This is a genomic window from Nitrospirillum amazonense (genome assembly GCF_029594735.1).
Lineage (GTDB): Bacteria > Pseudomonadota > Alphaproteobacteria > Azospirillales > Azospirillaceae > Nitrospirillum > Nitrospirillum amazonense.
This window is the reverse complement of the sequence record NZ_JARPAF010000002.1, coordinates 631,230-649,006: the sequence shown is the minus strand read 5'-3', so window position 1 is coordinate 649,006 and position 17,777 is coordinate 631,230. Positions and strand designations below refer to the sequence as shown.

At 68.9% G+C, this 17,777-nt stretch carries 19 protein-coding genes; 8 read left to right on the top strand and 11 right to left on the bottom strand.

Annotated features, from left to right (window positions below; translation table 11 throughout):
• Window positions 1–40 precede the first annotated feature (40 nt).
• The 5 genes from P5F91_RS09140 to P5F91_RS09120 all read right to left on the bottom strand — a co-directional run bounded on the left by P5F91_RS09140 (window position 41) and on the right by P5F91_RS09120 (window position 5,244).
• Window positions 41–685, bottom strand: a complete 645-nt coding sequence (locus P5F91_RS09140; RefSeq protein ID WP_186454726.1) for a response regulator transcription factor — start codon at window positions 683–685, stop codon at window positions 41–43.
• On the bottom strand, window positions 675–2,177 hold the full coding sequence (locus P5F91_RS09135) for a PAS domain-containing sensor histidine kinase (protein WP_277907050.1): 1,503 nt from the start codon (window positions 2,175–2,177) through the stop codon (window positions 675–677). The genes P5F91_RS09140 and P5F91_RS09135 overlap by 11 nt, the downstream gene beginning before the upstream one ends.
• A gap of 134 nt (window positions 2,178–2,311) precedes the next feature.
• Entirely contained in the window at window positions 2,312–3,181 is an 870-nt protein-coding gene (locus P5F91_RS09130; protein ID WP_145610579.1) for a C40 family peptidase, read from the bottom strand.
• A 6-nt stretch (window positions 3,182–3,187) separates the two neighbouring features.
• Window positions 3,188–3,619 carry a MarR family transcriptional regulator gene (locus P5F91_RS09125; RefSeq protein ID WP_145610580.1) on the bottom strand — a complete coding sequence of 144 codons (432 nt, stop codon included), beginning with the start codon at window positions 3,617–3,619 and terminating at the stop codon, window positions 3,188–3,190.
• 194 nt (window positions 3,620–3,813) lie between these two features.
• On the bottom strand, window positions 3,814–5,244 hold the full coding sequence (locus tag P5F91_RS09120) for a leucyl aminopeptidase family protein (protein ID WP_422394458.1): 1,431 nt from the start codon (window positions 5,242–5,244) through the stop codon (window positions 3,814–3,816).
• 170 nt (window positions 5,245–5,414) lie between these two features.
• Between P5F91_RS09120 and P5F91_RS09115 the strand changes: the two genes are divergently transcribed.
• Entirely contained in the window at window positions 5,415–6,092 is a 678-nt protein-coding gene (locus P5F91_RS09115; RefSeq protein WP_277907049.1) for a glutathione S-transferase family protein, read from the top strand.
• A 19-nt stretch (window positions 6,093–6,111) separates the two neighbouring features.
• Here the strand turns inward: P5F91_RS09115 and P5F91_RS09110 are convergent, their stop codons facing one another.
• A complete protein-coding gene (locus tag P5F91_RS09110) occupies window positions 6,112–7,248 on the bottom strand; it encodes a TAXI family TRAP transporter solute-binding subunit (RefSeq protein ID WP_277907048.1) in 1,137 nt (378 codons plus the stop codon).
• Window positions 7,249–7,384: 136 nt separating this feature from the next.
• Window positions 7,385–7,933 carry a PAS domain-containing protein gene (locus tag P5F91_RS09105; RefSeq protein ID WP_145610583.1) on the bottom strand — a complete coding sequence of 183 codons (549 nt, stop codon included), beginning with the start codon at window positions 7,931–7,933 and terminating at the stop codon, window positions 7,385–7,387.
• 113 nt (window positions 7,934–8,046) lie between these two features.
• Here P5F91_RS09105 and P5F91_RS09100 point away from each other — a divergent pair, with 113 nt between their 5' ends.
• Window positions 8,047–8,703: a glutathione S-transferase family protein gene (locus P5F91_RS09100; RefSeq protein WP_277907047.1), complete on the top strand. Its 657-nt coding sequence runs from the start codon at window positions 8,047–8,049 to the stop codon at window positions 8,701–8,703.
• A 24-nt stretch (window positions 8,704–8,727) separates the two neighbouring features.
• Here the strand turns inward: P5F91_RS09100 and P5F91_RS09095 are convergent, their stop codons facing one another.
• Window positions 8,728–9,489, bottom strand: a complete 762-nt coding sequence (locus P5F91_RS09095; RefSeq protein WP_145610585.1) for an SDR family NAD(P)-dependent oxidoreductase — start codon at window positions 9,487–9,489, stop codon at window positions 8,728–8,730.
• Between the two features lie 235 nt (window positions 9,490–9,724).
• Between P5F91_RS09095 and P5F91_RS09090 the strand changes: the two genes are divergently transcribed.
• The 6 genes from P5F91_RS09090 to P5F91_RS09065 all read left to right on the top strand — a co-directional run bounded on the left by P5F91_RS09090 (window position 9,725) and on the right by P5F91_RS09065 (window position 14,713).
• The gene (locus tag P5F91_RS09090) at window positions 9,725–11,638 is read left to right on the top strand and encodes a di-heme-cytochrome C peroxidase (protein WP_277907046.1); all 1,914 of its coding nucleotides are present in this window, start codon (window positions 9,725–9,727) and stop codon (window positions 11,636–11,638) included.
• A 137-nt stretch (window positions 11,639–11,775) separates the two neighbouring features.
• Window positions 11,776–13,083 carry a hypothetical protein gene (locus P5F91_RS09085; protein ID WP_277907045.1) on the top strand — a complete coding sequence of 436 codons (1,308 nt, stop codon included), beginning with the start codon at window positions 11,776–11,778 and terminating at the stop codon, window positions 13,081–13,083.
• 9 nt (window positions 13,084–13,092) lie between these two features.
• Entirely contained in the window at window positions 13,093–13,557 is a 465-nt protein-coding gene (locus tag P5F91_RS09080; RefSeq protein ID WP_145610587.1) for an SMI1/KNR4 family protein, read from the top strand.
• Window positions 13,558–13,566: 9 nt separating this feature from the next.
• A complete protein-coding gene (locus P5F91_RS09075; RefSeq protein ID WP_145610588.1) occupies window positions 13,567–13,887 on the top strand; it encodes a hypothetical protein in 321 nt (106 codons plus the stop codon).
• A 56-nt stretch (window positions 13,888–13,943) separates the two neighbouring features.
• Window positions 13,944–14,345, top strand: a complete 402-nt coding sequence (locus tag P5F91_RS09070; protein WP_277907044.1) for a hypothetical protein — start codon at window positions 13,944–13,946, stop codon at window positions 14,343–14,345.
• Window positions 14,342–14,713: a hypothetical protein gene (locus tag P5F91_RS09065; protein ID WP_277907043.1), complete on the top strand. Its 372-nt coding sequence runs from the start codon at window positions 14,342–14,344 to the stop codon at window positions 14,711–14,713. Before P5F91_RS09070 ends, P5F91_RS09065 begins: the two co-directional genes overlap by 4 nt.
• A gap of 12 nt (window positions 14,714–14,725) precedes the next feature.
• On the opposite strand, the gene P5F91_RS09060 is transcribed toward P5F91_RS09065, so the two are convergent.
• From P5F91_RS09060 to P5F91_RS09050, 3 genes are all read right to left on the bottom strand, one after another.
• Complete coding sequence (locus P5F91_RS09060) at window positions 14,726–15,352, bottom strand: ParA family protein (protein ID WP_145610591.1); 627 nt, start codon at window positions 15,350–15,352, stop codon at window positions 14,726–14,728.
• A gap of 37 nt (window positions 15,353–15,389) precedes the next feature.
• Entirely contained in the window at window positions 15,390–17,051 is a 1,662-nt protein-coding gene (locus P5F91_RS09055) for a CYTH and CHAD domain-containing protein (RefSeq protein WP_145610592.1), read from the bottom strand.
• A gap of 132 nt (window positions 17,052–17,183) precedes the next feature.
• Window positions 17,184–17,768 carry a hypothetical protein gene (locus P5F91_RS09050; protein WP_145610593.1) on the bottom strand — a complete coding sequence of 195 codons (585 nt, stop codon included), beginning with the start codon at window positions 17,766–17,768 and terminating at the stop codon, window positions 17,184–17,186.
• Window positions 17,769–17,777 lie beyond the last annotated feature (9 nt).

The window sequence follows — 17,777 nt, the reverse complement described above, 5'->3', positions numbered from 1 at the left end:
AATAAGGGTTTCCCCGTATTCCGGGCGGGTTTGACGCGGATCAACCCGCGTTCGGGCGAATACCGGCCGCCAGCGCCAGCCGCACCAGGTGGGACAGGCTGCTGGCGCGCATCTTTTCCATCACCCGGGCGCGGTGGATTTCAACGGTGCGCGGGCTGATGGACAGGTCGAAGGCGATAATCTTGTTGGGCTTGCCATCGACCAGCCCCTGCAACACGTCCAATTCCCGCGGCGTCAGCGCATCCAGGCAGGCCAGCGCCTCCGGCGACGGCGTCTCCGTCCCGGTGGAAGGGGGAGACGCGTCGGCCACGGCACGGGGCCGGGACAGCGCCGCCTGGAGGGACGTGAGCAGCGTCTCCTCCTCGAACGGCTTTTCGATGAAGTCCAGGGCGCCGGCCTTCATCGCCGCCACCGCCAGGGGGACGTCGCCATGGCCGGTCATGACGATGACCGGAAGGGTGGACCCACCCGCGACCAGCCGTTCCTGGACCTCCAGCCCCGTCAGGCCGGGCATGCGCACGTCCACCACCAGGCAGGCGCAGCGCGCGGGCGCGTCGGAGTCCAGGAACTCCAGGGGTGAGGAAAAGACCGCGACCTGGTAGCCCGACGCCATCAGCAACAGCCGCAGCGAATCCCGCACGGCGGCATCGTCATCCAGCACGGCGATGATCGGCTCAGGCGTCATGGTTTCTCTCGGTCTCAGGCAGCAGGGGTAGCGTGAAACGGAAGGTCGCGCCGCCGTGTTCGTTACGTTCGGGCCATAGCCGCCCGCCATGGGCCTCGACGATGGACCGGCTGATCGACAGCCCAACCCCCATGCCCCGTTCCTTGCCGGAAACGAAGGGCTGGAACAGGCGGGCCATGGCGGCCTCATCCAGCCCATGGCCGGTGTCGGCCACCGCGATCTCCATGAACCCCGCGCCATCCGGCATCGCCGTGATGGACAGGATGCGTTCCGGCCGCCCCTCCATCGCCTCGACCGCGTTGCGGATGAGGTTGAGCAGCACCTGCTGGATCTGGATTTTGTCGATGACGGCGCGCAGGTCCTGCCGCTGCAGGCGCAATTCCATGCGCACACCGCTTTCGCGCGCGCCGACCAGGGCCAGGGCGGCCGCCTCCTCGATCAGGCCATCCAGGCTTTCCGCACGCCGGTCGGTACCGCCCTTGGCGATGAAGTCGCGCAGGCGCCGGATGATCTGCCCGGCCCGCAGGGCCTGCGCCGACGCCTTTTCCATGGCCTCCCGCGCCAGGGGCATGTCGATGGCTTCCGGCCGCTCCAGCAGCCGCAGGGACGCCTTGATGTAGTTGACCACCGCCGTCAGCGGCTGGTTCAGCTCATGCGCCAGGGCCGACGCCAGCTGCCCCATGACGCTGACCCGGCTGACGTGCAGCAGTTCCGCCTGCAGCTGCTGCAGCCGCCGCTCCACCGCCTGGTGTTCCGTCAGGTCGTGGATGAAGCCGGTGAACAGACGCTCGCCCTCCAGGTCCACGGCACCGACCGCCAGTTCCATGGGGAACACGGTTCCGTCGCGGCGCTGGCCGGAGACGATGCGGCCCACGCCGATGATCCGCTTCTCCCCTGTGGCGAGATAGCGGGCGATGTACTGGTCGTGCTGCTCCCGGTAGGGCGAGGGCATGAGCATGCTGACGTTCCGCCCCTGCACCTCGGCCTCGGCATAGCCGAACAGGCGCTGGGCGGCCGGGCTGAACGAGCGGATCAGCCCCTGGCCGTCGATAACGATAAGGGCGTCCGGGATGGTCTCAATGATGGAAGCCAGGCGCGCCTCGCGGTTGCGCAGGGCCTGTTCCGCCGCCCGCCGGTCGCTGATGTCGCGGATGATGCCGATATAGGCGGGGGGCCCGTCCTGCAGCGCCTCGCCCACCGACAGTTCCATGGGGAAGGTGGTGCCGTCCCGGCGCAGGCCTGTGACCTCGCGGCCGATGCCGATGATCCGCTTTTCCCCCGTGGCGCGGTAGCGGGCCAGATACTGGTCGTGCTCTTCCTGGTAGGGGGCGGGCATCAGCATCTTGACGTTACGGCCCACCACCTCCGCCGCCGTCCAGCCGAACAGGCGTTCGCAGGCGGGGTTGAAAGACTGAATCGTGCCCTGGCCATCGATGACGATCACGCCATCGGGCACGGTATCCATCAGCGCGCGGAAATGGGGTGAAAGCATGGGGGTCTCCCGTCCGTTCCACCATATGTCGTGGCACGAACGTTTCCCATACCAAACTAATCAAGCCCCACGCCAGGTTGAGCTTTTCCGACTGCCCACCCGAGAAACACGAGGCGCCTGACCGTCCGATGCCCTCACCCCAGCCGCTTGACCGCGCTGACGCCCTTGCCCGCCGCCATCCGCGCCAGGACATCGGCCAGGGGTTCGCGCACCGTGGCCATGTGATGGGCGTTGGCGTGCACCAGGTGGGTCTCATCCGCCATGATGCCGACATGGCCGGGGAAGAACACCAGGTCGCCGCGCTGGTAGGTGTGGCCGGCGCCATCGGCCGAAACCACGGTACCCAGGGCCGCCTGCTGCTGGTCGCTGTCGCGCGGGCACGGCAGGCCCGCGGCGTCCAGCGCCAACTGGATCAGGCCGGAGCAGTCGATGCCCACGCTGGTGCGCCCGCCCCACAGATACGGCGTGCCCAGCAGGCGCAGGGCGGTGTCCACCGGGTCGGCCTTCACGGTCCCGATCTCCGCCACATGCACCAGGGGGACCCAGCCGCCGCCCGCCACGCCGGCGAAGCCGTTGGCCTCTTCCACCACGCACAGCGGCGCGCCCAGGCTGATCATGTCCAGCGGCGGGGTCTTCAGGTCCGGTTCGGGATGGAAGAAGCTGCGCAGGGCCGTCAGCTTGTGCGTCGGCTCCGCCAGCTCGTCATCCAGGGCCTCCAGCTGCAGGTAGCCGACATAGCCGTCGGTGGCGTTCTGGCCCCAGACCCAGCCGTCCTTCTCCTCGAACACCGTGAAGACCTCGCCGAACAGCAGCTGGCTGGACTGGCGGGCGGTGAAGGTGGGTTCTTCCTTCAGGCTGACGTAGCCGGCGCGCACCTGGCAGGGCACGCCGTCGACATAGCGCTCGGCCGTGACCTTGCCGTAAAGGTGGGCGGAGGCGAGGTCGGAACGATAAGGGTTCACGCGCGGGTCGAGAACCGGCGTGGTCTTGGGCTTGCTGGACATCTCACATCATACCGGTGCGGAAACCGGCTCCGAAGCTGACGGGGGGGCGACGGGGGTCGCGGCGGCCGGCCGGGGCGCCGCGACACGTGACCCGTCCAATGCGCCCTGCACGGCGCCCGCGTCAATCACCATCTGCCCGAACTCATGCAGGAAGACGGAGCCCTTGACCGTGCGCTGGACCAGGACGTTGCGCCGGTCCTCTGCGTCACGCTTGCGCTTGGTGAAGCCCAGGCGGCCCAGCCGGTCCAGGGCCCGGGTGATGGCGGGCTTGGACACGTTCAGCGTCGCCGCCAGGCCGCGCACCGTGTGGGGCGGCGGGGTCATGTAGACGGTGAGCAACAGGGCCAGCTGGCGGGCCGAGAGATCCGGGCTGGCGGCCCGCACGCTTGCCACCAGCGCGCCGCGCCAGAGTTCCAGGGCTTCGAGATTACGCGACATGATGCCCCCCGCACCCGGAAACGTTTATCCGGCCCGCCCGTTGTTCCGGCCCCGCCGTCATTCCGACAGCGTATCGGCCAGCCGCAACTGTCGGGAGTGTGCCGAAAGTCCTGCCCAGCGGCAAGGGCTTGCCACCCCCGAAGGGGTAGCGGAACGCTACATAATTATTTTTTATCCAAGCCGGCGCCTCCCGGTCATTTCCCAGGAGGCGCCGGGTATTTCAGGCCTGGGCCGGGTACCGGCGGCTCAGCATGGCGAAGGCGGCGCGCAGGCCCATGGCCTCCCCCCCCCTCCGGCCGACCGGGCTTGGCGCTGGCGTTCCAGGCCATCAGGTCGATGTGGGCCCAGGGCGTGCCCTTGGTGATGAAGCGCTCCAGGTACAGGGCCGCCGTGATGGCGCCGCCATAGCCGCCGCCGGGCGCGTTGTTCAGGTCGGCGATCTTGCTGTCCAGCTGCTTGGCGTAGCCCTGCCACAGCGGCATGCGCCACAGCGGATCACCCGTTTCCTTGGCGGCGGCCAGGATGTCGTCGGCCAGCTGGTCGTCGTTGGCGAACAGGGCCGGCAGGTCGGTGCCCAGCGCGATCCGGGCGGCGCCCGTCAAGGTGGCGAAGTCCAGGATCAGGGCGGGCTTGGCGCTGTCGGCTTCCGCCAGGGCGTCGCACAGGATCAGCCGGCCCTCGGCATCCGTGTTGCCGATCTCCACCGTCAGGCCCTTGCGGGTGGTGATGATGTCCATGGGACGGAAGGCGTTGCCGGAGATGGCGTTCTCCACCGCCGGCACCAGCACGCGCAGGCGCACCGGCAGCTTGGCCGCCATGACCAGGCGCGCCAGGCCCAGCACATGGGCGGCACCGCCCATGTCCTTCTTCATCAGCAGCATGCCGCCCGCCGCCTTGATGTCCAGGCCGCCGCTGTCGAAGCACACGCCCTTGCCCACCAGGCAGACCAGCGGGTTGGCAGCGTCGCCCCAGGTGAGGTCGATGAAATGCGGCTTCTTGTCCGCCGCCCGGCCCACGGCATGGACGGTGGGGTAGTTGTGGGTCAACAGGTCGTCGCCGACGATGACCGAGACCTCGGCACCGAACTCCGCCCCCAGTTCCTTCGCGGTGGCGGCCAGGTCGGCCGGCCCCATGTCCTCCGCCGGGGTGTTGATAAGGTCGCGCACCAGGTAGACGGCGCGGGCCATGCTGTCCACGGCATGGGCGTCGGCGCGGGCCGGCAGCACCAGGCGCGGCAGGTCCTTCGTCGCCTTGCGATAGCGGGTGAAGCGGTAGCTGGCCAGCGCCCAGCCGGTGGCGGCGGCCGTCGCCTGCTCAGGACTCAGGCTGTCGTCCAGGGCGTAGCTGGCGCCAGCCCCTTTTGCCCCGGCGGGCAGCGTCGTGGGCAGGCCGGCGAAGCTCCACAGATCCAGCGTCTCGCCCACGCCCACCAGCACCCGGTCCAGTTGACCGTCGGCCGAGGGCAGCAGCGCGGTGGCGCCAGGCTCGGCCGTGAAGCCGACGCTGTGCACCCAGGCGGCGGTGGCGGCCGGGGCCGTTTCCAGCCAGGCGTCCAGCCTGTCCTTGCGCACGGGGATCAGGGTGACGGTGTCGGCGGCCTTCTGGGCCAGGAAGCAGGACAGCACGGGCGGAACCTTTCGGCTTCGGAAAGTCAGGCGCGCAGGGTTCCACATCCGGGCCCTGGTTTCAAACGCGGCGGTGCCGGGTGCGACGCCGCTGGCGCGGGGGGCCGTCGCCCGCTACCCTTTCGCCCCGCCTTCCGGCCCTGCCTCCCGCCCGACGCTGAGGAAACACCATGTCCGCCGACCTGACCCTGATCCTGGGCAGCAAGACCTATTCCTCCTGGTCGCTGCGCCCCTACCTGGCGCTGCGCCACGCCGGCCTGGCCTTCGAGGAGGTGGTGATCCCCCTGCGGCAGGCGGACAGCAAGGCGCGCATGCTGGCCCATAGCCCGGCGGGCAAGGTGCCGGCCCTGGTCCACCACACCGGGCCCCACCGCGCCGCGGGCGGCGACATCACGGTGTGGGATAGCCTGGCCATCTGCGAATACGCCGCCGAGCTGGCGCCTGAGGCCCGGCTGTGGCCGGAGGACGCCGCCGCCCGCGCCCACGCGCGCTCCATCAGTGCCGAGATGCACTCCGGCTTCATGGACGTGCGCCGCAACCTGTTCATGGATCTGGGCCGCACCATCGACCGTCCGGAGCGCCTGGCCAAGGCCGCCGGCGACATCACCCGCGTCCAGGCCATCTGGGCCGACTGCCTAGACCGCTATGGCGGCCCTTTCCTGTTCGGCGCCTTCACCATCGCGGATGCCATGTACGCCCCAGTCGTCACCCGCTTCCAGACCTGGAAGGTACCGCTGAGCGAAGCGTCCCAGGCCTATGTCGACGCCATCGAGGCCCTGCCCTCCATGAAGGATTGGCGTGCGGACGCCGCGAAGGAAACCGTCGTCCTGGACATGCTGCTGGATTAAGGGGTCAACCCGACGTGGGTCAGCCCGACGTGGCCAGGGTCACGTCGAAACCCTGTTCCCGGTAATAGCGCGCGGCCCCTGGGTGCAGGGGCACGGCCAGGCCGGTCAGCGCCGCTTCCTTGCGGATGCTGTCGCCCCGGGGGTGGCCCGCCACCAGCAGGCGGTGGGTGTTGGGATGCCACAGCGCCTTGACGATGCCGTAGGCCAGCTCATCCGGCAGGGCGGTGGTGGCCAGCCATTGGGCGCCCACGCCCAGGGTCTTGGTCTCCGGCACGCCGACATAGGCGCCGTCGCCGCCGATGGTGGTCTCGGTGAACAGGGGCAGGCCGGGGCTGAGACGCGGCAGGCGGGCGTCGATGATGGAGATGAGGCGCACGGGCAGGCGCGCCGCCACGTCGGCCACCGCCGGCAGGGGGTAGCCGCCAATGATGAAGAAGGCGTCCAACTGGCCGGAGGCCAGGCGGTCCCCCGCCGTGCCGGGGTTGAGGTAGAAGGGCTGCACCGTCTTTTCCGACAGGTCGTGCGCCTGCAGGATCAACAGCGCGGTAGGCAGGGTGCCGGAGCCCTTCTCGCCCAGGGCCACGCGCCGGCCCTTGAGGTCGTTCACCGTCTTGATGGGACTGTCGCCCCGCACCACCAGGTGCACCGTCTCGCTGTACAGGTTGGCAAGGGCCCGCAGCTCGGTGAAGGGCGGCTTGCCGGCATAGGGGCCCTTGCCCTTATAGGCCAGGAAGCCGATGTCGGCCTGCACCAGCCCCGTCTCATACCGGGCGGTGCGCAGGGCCTCGATATTCTCCACCGCGCCGGAAGTGGTCTGCGCCACGGCGATGACGCCGGGAATGCCGCAGCTGCCGCCCCGGTCACAGCCCGGGCTGCCCGGCGGGTTGCTGATGGCGTTGGCCAGGATGCCGCCGATGGGGAAGTAGGTGCCGCCGGTGGTGCCGGTGCCGATGGTCAGGAAGCGGATGGATTCGGCGTGGCCACCGCGGCCGCCGCCGCCCCAGCCCAGCCCAACCGCCGCCAGGGCGCCCAGTCCCCCCACCAGCAGACGCCGCCGCGAGGGGGCACCGGAGGGTGGAACAGCCCCCACGCGCCCCGCCCCTGGGCCCTCCCCTGATGACGGGACGGGATGCCGGCTGTCGGGGACCTCGGACACGGGAAAACATCCTTTGGCGGATGGCGCGGCGGCACCGGGAAACGGGGCACGCTCGGGTAATTATTATCGCGCCCGAGGCAGGTCCCGCGCAACGTTCGAATGCCGCGACCGCACGCTTCCTTCGGCCACTGTGGCCTTAAAGCGCCACCAGCCGCAGTTCGCGACGCAGCAGCCGGGCGCGATCCTGGAACACCCGCAACCGTACCTTGAAGTTCTCCGGCGTCGGCTGGTAGTGCATGACGATGGCCAGCCGGTCCAGGCTGCCGTCGGCGCCCTGGAAGGGCAGGCCGATGCGGGGCACGTGGTACATCACGCCCTCATCCGTGCCCACCTGGTCCTGGCCGAAGATGGGCTGGGCGTCGCGCACGATGGCCGCCTGAAAGCCCAGCGCCGCCTCCAGCATGTCGGGCGGATAGAATTCGTCAAAGTACCGGCCCGTGGGGTCGCTGCCGGCGGCCAACGCGGAGAGGGAGCCGCAGAACACCACCCGCACCCGGCCATCGGCGCGGAAGGCCGTGGTCACCGCCAGGTGGGGCAGGAAGCTGTCCGGCACCGCCGCCAGATCCAGCGCCGCCGAGGGCGGCGGCACGGCCCCGCCCCCCAGCCCCCGCCACCACGCGTAGGCATGGGCGATGGGACCGTCGGGCAATTCATCGGCACCGATGAAACCCGCGATATCCGGCAAGGGTTGGCAGGCATTCAGTGGCATAATGGAACGACCATACCGTCCAGCCCCGCTGACCGCCAGCCGCAAGACCATCATGCCTGGTCCACCTTTACGGTTAGAGGAGACAGCCCTTGAAACTTTATGGCGCCGCCCTGTCCCCCTACACCGCCCGCGTCGTGCTGGCCATCCGCGCCAAGGGCCTGGAAATTCCCCTGGTGGAGCCTCCGGGTGGCCAGAAATCGGCCGCCTTCCAGGCCATCAACCCGCTGGGAAAGACCCCGGTGCTGGATGCCGATGGCGCCCACATCCTGGAGTCCGCCGTCATTTGTGAATTTTTGGAGGATGCGTTCCCCAAGCCAGCGCTACTGCCGGCCGATCCGGTGGCGCGGGCAACCCAGCGCACGGTGGCGCGCCTGCTGGACCTGTACGTCCTGCCGCCGCTGCTGTCGCTGATGGCCCAACGGGCGACGCCCCAAAGCGGCGACGCCGCCGGCGGCGCCAACCGGGTGGCGGAGCTGACGCGGGGGCTGGACGCGCTGGAGGTGGTGGTGGATCGGGGGCCCCTGCCGGCCCCCTCGCCGCACACGCTGAGCTTGGCCGATTGCGCGCTGGCCCCCACGCTGATCTTCCTGGCGCGATTCCTGCCCCGTTATACGCCGCAGGACATGCTGGAAAAGCGGCCGGCGCTGGCGGCCCTATGGACCGCCTATGCCGCCCACCCCCTGGTCACCCCCATCGCGCGGGACATGGAGGACGCGCTGGAGGCGTTCCGCCAGCGGCGGGGCTGACGCCCCGACCGCCATTGGAGAGCGTTACTTCGCATTCATGCGCACGGCGCCATCCAGGCGAATGGTCTCGCCGTTCAGCATGACGTTGCGGACGATGGTCAGGGCCAGTTCCGCGTATTCCTCCGGCTTGCCCAGGCGCTTGGGGAAGGGGATGGAGGCCGCCAGGCTGTCCTGCACCTCCTGTGTGAAGCCCGCCACCATGGGTGTCCAGAAGATGCCGGGGGCGATGGTCATGATGCGTACGCCCACGCGGGCCAGTTCGCGGGCGATGGGCAGGGCCATGGCGTGCACGCCGCCCTTGGACGCGCTGTAGGCGGCCTGACCCACCTGGCCGTCGAAGGCGGCGACGGACGCGGTGTTGATGATCACCCCGCGCTCGCCGTCCTCCAGCGGGTCCAGCGTGCTCATGTCGGCAGCCGCCAGGCGCAGGATGTTAAAGCTGCCGATCAGGTTGATCTCGATGACCTTGCGGAAGGCGTCCAGGGCCAGCGGGCCCTCTCGGCCCAGCACGCGGCCAGCGGTGGCGACGCCAGCGCAGTTGACGGCGATGCGGGCCGCGCCATGGGCCTCGCGCGCGGCGGCGATGGCGGCGGCGGCGCTGTCGGCGCTGGTGACGTCGCAGCTGAGCGCCAGGCCGCCGATCTCGGCGGCCACCGCTTCCGCCGCGGCCAGGTTCACGTCCAGCAGGGCGACCTTGGCACCCTCGGCCGCCAGCCGGCGCGCCGTGGCGGCGCCCAGGCCCGAACCACCGCCGGTGATGATGGCGGCAACACCTTGAACCTGCATGCTTCTCTCCCAATGGTTAGGCGGGTGACCAGTCTCTCCCGGCTTTTACCCGCCTTTCTGGCAAGGATGGGCCCCCGCGTCCAGCGGGCATCCGGCACGCCGGCTGTGCGCGGGACCGCATGCGACATGGCCCATGCGTACGCACGGTTGAAGAAACCCCTTGCCATTCCGTACGGCACGGCGCAAAGGCACCGATGGGGGATCAAAGCGCGACGACGGCGATGGGGAAGGTGCCATGCGGGTTTTCAGCATGCGGCGACGCATGGCGGCGGCCTTGGCCGGCCTGGGCTTGCTGGCGGCCACGGCACGGGCGGCCACGCCCGCCCCCTTCCCCGCGGCGCAGACGCCCGAGATGGTGCGCCTGCTGGACCAGAACTGGCCGCAGTCGGTGCGCCAAGGCTTCTACACCACCAGCCAAGGCTCGCAGCTGATGCCGTATAGCTGGTTCAAGGCGCTGGAGCGGCCGGCCTCGACCGAGCTGTTCTTCGCCGACCGGCTGGCACGCTTCAACTATCTGCCCAACGACGTCTCGGCGCAGAACCCGGAGGGGCTGCCCGTGGGCTTCGCCCTGGACCGGGGCACCGGCCCCACCTATATCGGCATGACCTGCGCCGCCTGCCACACCGGGCAGATCACCTACAAAGGCACGGCCCTGCGCGTCGACGGCGGCCCGGCCGACGCCGACTTCCAGGGCTTCCTGGTGGAGCTGTCGGCCGCCCTGGCCGATACGGTGTCGGACCCGGGCAAGTTCAACCGCTTCGCCGCCCGCGTCGGCGGCGACAAGGCCGCGCTGAAGGCCGACCTGGCCGCCTTCTCCACCGCCTGGGGAGCGTTCTTCAGCGCCGCCTTGGACGGGCAGGCGTGGGGCCCGGCGCGGCTGGATGCCTTCAGCATGATCTTCAACCGCCTGACCGGCCTGGATTTCCGCGTGCCGTCCAACGTGCTGCCGGCCCATGCCCCGGTCAGCTACCCCTTCCTGTGGAATGCCCACCAGCAGGATGCGGTGCAGTGGAACCTGTCCGCCCCCAACGGCAACTACATCAAGGCGCTGGCCCGCAACGCGGGTGAGGTGCTGGGCGTGTTCGGGGCGCTGAACGTCTGCGTCGCCGGCAAGGACATCGCGGGGCAAAGCTGCCCGGGCGACCGGCGGCGCTTCGCCTCTAGGCTGTTCCCCCACATCCCCTTCTACGACAGCTCGGTCAGCGTTCCGGGCCTGATGAAGCTGGAATGGGCCATCACCCAGCTGGCGCCGCCCGCCTGGCCGTCCACCGTCTTCGGCGCCATCGACGCCGGCAAGGCGGAACAGGGGCGCCAGCTGTTCAACGAGGTCTGCGCCGATTGCCACCACATGACCCGGGCGGCCCTGAGCCAGGACGTCTGGCCCGTGATGGACCAGCGCCCCACCGACACCGACCCCACCACGTACCGCAACGCCCTGCGCTGGGCGAAGACCGGGCCGCTGCAGGGCACCCGCGCCCTGCTGTTCGGCGACGGCGGATCGGTCAGCGTGGGCGACATGCCGGCCGACGCCCAGGCCGTCAGCGTCCTGACCAACGGCGTCATCGGCAGCGTGGTGGACGGCCTACTGAACCAGAAGGGCGGCAAACTCAACCATGACGACTACGCCAACCTGGGCCTGACGCCGCTGAGCCTGATCAAGCTGGCCATCGACCAGAAGACCGGCTCGGTCAACGACGTCGAGCAGGCCATGGGCCCGGCCTTCAAGGCCGTGCCGCCCGCTGGCCCGCCGGCGCACAAGACGTCCTGCGTCACCAGTGACGGCGCGGCGGGCGACCAGACGCCACCGGTCTATGAGGCGCGGCCCCTGTTCGGCATCTGGGCCACCGCCCCCTACCTGCACAACGGGTCGGTCCCTACCCTGTGGGGGGTGCTGAAATCCTCGGCCCGGCCCGACGCCTTCGCCGTGGGCAGCAGGGAGTTCGACCCCGTGCAGGTGGGCTACGTCAGTGCGGTGGGCACGCCGGGCACCTGGGTCTTTGATACCCGCCTGCCCGGCAACTGCAACCAGGGCCACGACGATTACCGCCGCGCCGACGGCAGCCAACTGACGGATGACCAGCTGTGGGCAGTCCTGGAGTTCCTGAAGATGCTGACCACCAAGGATCAGCTCTGGACCAGCGTATACTGAGGATAAGGGTGCGCCGTCGGGCCCTATGCCGGGCGGCTTACCCCTGAGGAAAAGCCCCTCCTCCGGCCCCTTTCCGTGCCCCCGTCGCCGCCTTAGTTCATCCGCCGTAACCGGCTGAACCAGAGGCGGGAGGGGCGGTGCCTGACAGTTTCTCCAGTCACGCGCCCTTCGCGGCGGCGCCCGGCCAAGCGATGCGCGGCTGGGTCGAGGCCGCCATCCCCGAAGGCCGGCTGCTGATCGGCCCCACCCTGGCCGTGCCCGCCGGCATGCGCCGCTATGCCATCACCCAGCCCTTCCGCCCCTGGCAGGACAACCGCGTCATCCACGCCCTGAACAACCTGGATGAATTCGGGCGCCAGCGGCTGCGCCTGGTGGTGGACGGCGTGGACCATCGCTGCAGCACCGGGCAGCTGATGGGCCGGGTCATGGCCGACTTCGCCAACGGCAGCCTCAGCGCCTATCTCATCCCCCACGCCACGCCGCCCATATCCCCGCCCACCACGCCTCCGCCCCACTCCGGCGCGTATGGACAGCAGGACGGCGACCCACCGGGCCAGCCGGCGCAATGGTCGATGATCGAACGCGTGGTGGGCATGCTCCGCCGCAGCATCCCCTACCTGCCGCGCGACATGCAGCAGGCGGCGGGAAGCCTGTTCACACTGGAGACGCTGTACTGGCTGGCGGGTTTCCTGGCCGCCTGGGCGGTGGGCCACGCCGCCGGCTATGGCGAGGCCATCGACGTCATCCTGCTGGGCGTGGGCTATGCCATGGTGGGCTGGTCGGTGTTCGGCGGCCTGAACGACCTGGGCCACGGCGTGGCCATGGCCACCACCGCCAAGACCGAGCATGACCTGGACGAGGCCGCGAAACGCACCGCCGCCGGCCTGACCGTGCTGACCATCAACGCCCTGATCGCCCTCATCGCCAAGGTGAAGCCGGCCTCCGGCGGCAAGCGCCCGCCGGTGGTCGAGGAAGAACCGCCACCTCCTCCGCCGCCGCCGCCGCCGGACCCGCCAGTGAAGCCGGTTGAGCCGGCGCCCAAGGCCCCAGTTTACCCTGAAAAGCCCACAGCCTATAGCGTGGCTTATGAAATGAAGCTGGACCCTAGCGACTTTGGCAAAAGCCGCTCAGTGCAGTTCAACCGAGCCAATGCGGCGCTGGACAACGCCCTTAAGAGCGATCCTGAATTCGCGGGGCAGATGGAGGAATTGATCCCCGGCGTGCAAAAGAGCGTCTCTTCCGTAGGTGGTAGGGCGACCCCGAAGGATTGGGTTTGGGAACACGCATCGACATCTACCGCCTCGGGACAACAGGGGGTCATGAGACTGGTGCCTGATTTCCAACACACCCCTGGGTCACCTTGGTGGCGCGTCCTGCATCCTGACCCTGGCGCCTCCGGTGGCTATTCCGAGTGGGCGATTCCCAATGGTGCGCCAAAGAACTAAGGATAGGTCATGGATATCAAACGCCTGAACGTCAACTTTGGTGGCACCCCCTCCCCTGGCTATCAGGGGGGCGACGCCGCTTTCAATGACGTGGCGGCGCTGGTTCATAGCGCGCTGCCCTCCAGCTACATCGATTTTATAAAAGAAGCGGATGGTGGCCATCCGGAAATCGGAAGCTTCGCGCCAGTGGGCGGTGATGCCGGCAATCTGTTCGACATCGACCTGTTCTATTCATTCGGCGACAGCCCGGGGATGAACATCAAAGCCGCTCTCGCTCGTTGGGGCAGTATCCTTGGCCAGAACGCCCTTCCCATTGGGCGGGACGGGGGCGGCAATCAAATTTACATCGATCTGACGAATGGCGGCCAATCGGTCTGGATTTTTCTGCACGACGAAGAAAATCATAGACTTAAGATAGCCAATGATTTTGAAGCCTTTATTGATCTTCTGCAGGAAAATCCGGACTTCATCTAGAGGAAGACGATGGACAGGTACACCGGCAAGCCGTTCCTACGCCTGATCGAGTGCTACATTCTGGATCTTATCGACCAGCTTGAAGACAAGCAGCGGGCGACGTTGAAGGCGATGGAGCCCAACCTGCAAAAGACCTACAGCGCGCAAGGAACGTGGCAGGAAATCGTCGCCGCTCAAATGGCGTTTACCGAGTCATTCAACGCACAAGTTCGCACGTTCTGGAACGGATATCTAAACCATGCGAGGGCCAACCACGCCTCCGTACATCCGGAGGAGTTCGTAATCTCCCTAGTCGATCAGAACTTCAACTCTGATCAATCACCCCGCTGAAACGGCGCCCCCGAATGACGACAGAGGGTGATCAATTCCAAGTCTGGCTGATGGATATGAGTGACGCGATCGAGCGCTTCCTTCAGTCCGTCCCCACGCAGGTCGCTACGCGGCTGGACTACTCGCCCGAATCGCTGAACGTGATCGAAGAGTACATTCTGGACAGATACCCCACGATCGACGACATCAAAAAGCAGAGCGACGCCAAGATCGTCGACGGCATGGCGCGCTATGTCGGCCAAGTATTTCGCAAGCACTTCGGCGGGAAATGGATCATCGATTTTTCCGACAAGAAGAATGCGTTCTACGGCCTTCCTCAGTTGTCGGGCATGCAAGAACAGCGGACGGCGTCTTGCCCGCTGACCCTGGTGACGGCGTCCACCGACCGGCGGACGGGGAAATTCATTCGGACCGTCTTTGAAAACTATCGCCAGCGGATCGCCCAGGCCCCGAAATGAACGACGCAGCATCGGCGCTGGTCATCGACCTCGTACAGGAATTCATCACCTTCCTGAACAGCCGCAGCCCCGGCTGGATCAAAGGCTATTACCGGTTTCGGGCGGAGGAGGCCCGGCATGGCGCCAACGCCTCCTACACCACCGCTTCGGACGTCCAGCTCATCGGCGCGGTGAAGGCCAGCCCGCTTTACGCCGCGATGAACGAAACGGGATCTGCGCTGCTCCGCGCCCTGGGGAAGGAAACGGGTGTCTTCCTACTGACGGTGGATACCGGCGCTCAATACGACATCCGGTTCGATTGGGATGATCTGGACCGGTGGCGAATCACCAAGCTGGACGGCGGCACGGGTTTGCCAGCGGGGGCGTGACGCCCCCGCCCCTCAGCTCGGGTCCTCGATAAAGGCGATCAGCGGGGCCCAGTCCTGGCGCAGGTCGGCCAGGCGCTTGGCCTTCTGGTCGAACAGGCTGAGGCCGGCGGCGGCCGCGTCGGGGTAGGCCTGGCTGTCGCGCAGGCGGGTCACCACGCGATGGCCCACCGTGCCCAGGAAAGTGTCCAGCCGGTCGGCGGCGCGGGTGCGGGCGCGCACGCGGTTGCCCACCACCGCCACGGCCTTGCGGCTTTTGCGGATGGGCTTCAACTCGTCCAGCTTCTTCAGGAAGCGTTCCGTCGCCTGCTCGTCAAACGCGCCGGGCAGCAGGGGCAGCACGATCACGTCGGCCTCGGCCACCAACTGTTCCACCTCCTTGGGCTTCAGGGCGGCGGGCGCGTCGATGACCAGCACCTCGGCCCCCTTAGGCACGCCGCCGATCTCCTTGGTCCAGTCCAGGGCGGCGATGACCGGGGCGGTGACCGGCCGGCGGGCCAGCCAGCCCAGGGACGACTTCTGCCGGTCCACATCGGCCAGGACGGTTTGCCGGCCGTCGGCGGCGAAGGCGGCGGCCAAGTGGGTGGCGACCGTGGTCTTGCCGACGCCGCCCTTGATGTTGGCCACGAGGATGGAAAGCATAGGGTGCCGGTTCCTTGAAATGCAGCAGTGAGGAGGGTCAGGAGGGCGGGTGCGGCCAGTGGTCCACCGGCGTCCAGAAGGGGTCAGCGTCCAGGAAGTCGTCCACCGCGCGGCAGAGTGCCTCCTCCCCCACCGCCATGTGGGCGGCGTGCCAGCCCAGCACCAGGCCGGCGCCCATGTCCCAGCCGGCGGGGCTCACGTCCTTGGCGGCGGCCAGGTCGGCCCGCAGCTCCCGGATCAGCGCGTCCATGGTGGCGACGTCGTTCAGGTGGCCCAGCCCGTCCTGCAGGCCGGACAGCCGTTCCAGATACTTGCGCACCGCCTTCTGCGGGTAGATCTCGCGGAAAAAGTCCACGGCGTAGCGCAGCTTCTTCATGGCGATGCGCAGGCCGTGGCGGGCGGGCGCGTCCAGCCGTTCGAAATGGCGGCTGCGCTTGGCGGCGCGGTGGCGCTGCCGGGTCAGCACGGCGTCGGCGAAGGGCAGCAGCGGCTGGCCAAGCCAGGCCAGGCGATCGGCCGGGGCATCATCGCGCCAGCAGCGCCCATCCACCCAGCGGCCCAGGGTCAGCAACAGCTCGGTATAGCCCGGGCCCGACACGGCGGCCCGCGCCGCCGTATGGCCCCGGCCCCGCGCCCCTTGCGCCGCCACAGCCAGCGCCTGCAGGCTTTCCTGCTCCGGCATGGCCGCCGCCACCGGCGTCAGCAATTCCTCCAGGAACACGTCCCAGGACCGGGCGGGGCCCACGGCATCGGCAAGGCCCTTCAGCGCCGTCTTCAGGGTGGTGGCCTGCGCCTCGGGCAGGATGGCCTTGAACAGGGTGAGGGCGGAGCGCAGGCGCCGCACCGCCACCCGCAGCTGGTGCACGCCCGAGGGATCGCCGGCCAGCACCGCGCCCTCGTTCGCCGCCATGTGGTGCAGGCAGGCGCGGGCCACGCCGGCCAGCGCCGCCTCCACCGTATCATCGGGATGGAAGTTCAGGGGGCCGGCCTTCACCGCCTTGGGCGCCGCCGCATCCCCCCGCGCCAGGGCGTAGCCACGCTCCGCCTTGGTGCGCAGTTCCAGGCGCAGGGGCACGGCGCGGTGCAGGGCCAGCGCCAGGTCATAGAGCACGCGGCGGTCCTGGCCCTCGGCCAGTTCAAGCTCCAGCTCCGCGATCGGCTCTTCCCGGCCGTCGGCCGCGCGGGTGACGCCCTGGTCCACCGCCACGTCCACCGCCAGGCCGGCGACGAGCGGGAGGGTGCGGGTCCAGCGCTTGACCTCGTTGCTGAAGACGGGTCCCAGGCGGCGCAGATCGACACCGCCCAGCAGGGCCTGGGCGGCGGCGTCGGTGAAGGCCTGGGGCACCAGATGCCCATCCGGCGCCGGGATTTCCCATTCCGACCGGGCCAGGGCCATGCCCCCACCGGCCGCCGGCCCCTTCAGGGTCTGCAGCACCTTAGCACCCGAGTGGCGCAGGCGCAGGCTGACGCCCCGGGCGGCAAGGTCGCCCTCCGGCGTGTCGAAATAGGTGTTGCGCAGCGTCTTGGTGACGGCGCGCGGGCCGGCCAGAACCGGCGCCGTCTTCAGCCGGCCGAGGTGCCGGGGATCGACCGCGAGCTTGAGCTCGATCTCCTGCGGGGCGGCCGCAGGCACGGAAACGGGCGCACCCTCCGCCGGATTGGCGGGGGGAACGGATGACGTCGACGGGGATTCGGGCATCTAGGCGGGGTCCGGCATTGCCAGGGGCGGCGGCCGCTTGGGGGCGCGCCCTTGTCCCCCAACGCTATAGGACGCCCCGGGCGGCGACAATATGGTGAATGGTTAAACTTTAAGCGCTCACCGGTGCGCCCATTACAAGTGACCATGCCGCACGATGGCCAGGTTGATGGCCAGGTGCACCACCACCGTCAGCACGAACCACAAGGTCCGCGCCGCCGGATACGTCGCCCGCACCGCCCACAGCTGGCCGAAGGACAGCGCCACGTGCAGCAGGCTGGGCACCGACCGCGCCACCAGCACCGTGCCCAGGGCCAGCAAGGGCGGGAATCCCAGGCTGAGACAATGGACATTGCCGGCCGCGCACAGCGGCAGCATGCCGCGCGCCAGCGCCCAGACGGCCACGCCCAGCTCCCACGCCGCCCAGGCATAGCCGGCGCTGACCGCCGCCCGGGTGTCACGGTTGCTGAGCGACAGCAGCAGGTAGCGCCCCGCCTCCTCCACGCAGGCCCCCAGGATCAACAGCAGGGTCACGGGCCCGACATGGCCGCCGGACAGGCCCAGGGCGCCCAGGTCGTGGGCGAACCAATCCTCCATGGCGGTGACCCCGGGCAGGACCAGCAAGCCGGCGGCCAGCACCCGCCCCTCCAGCACGCCCCGGCGGGCCAGCACCAGGGTCACCAGGGCCAGGATGACCAGGAAGAGGATGTAATAGATCACGCGGGCGTT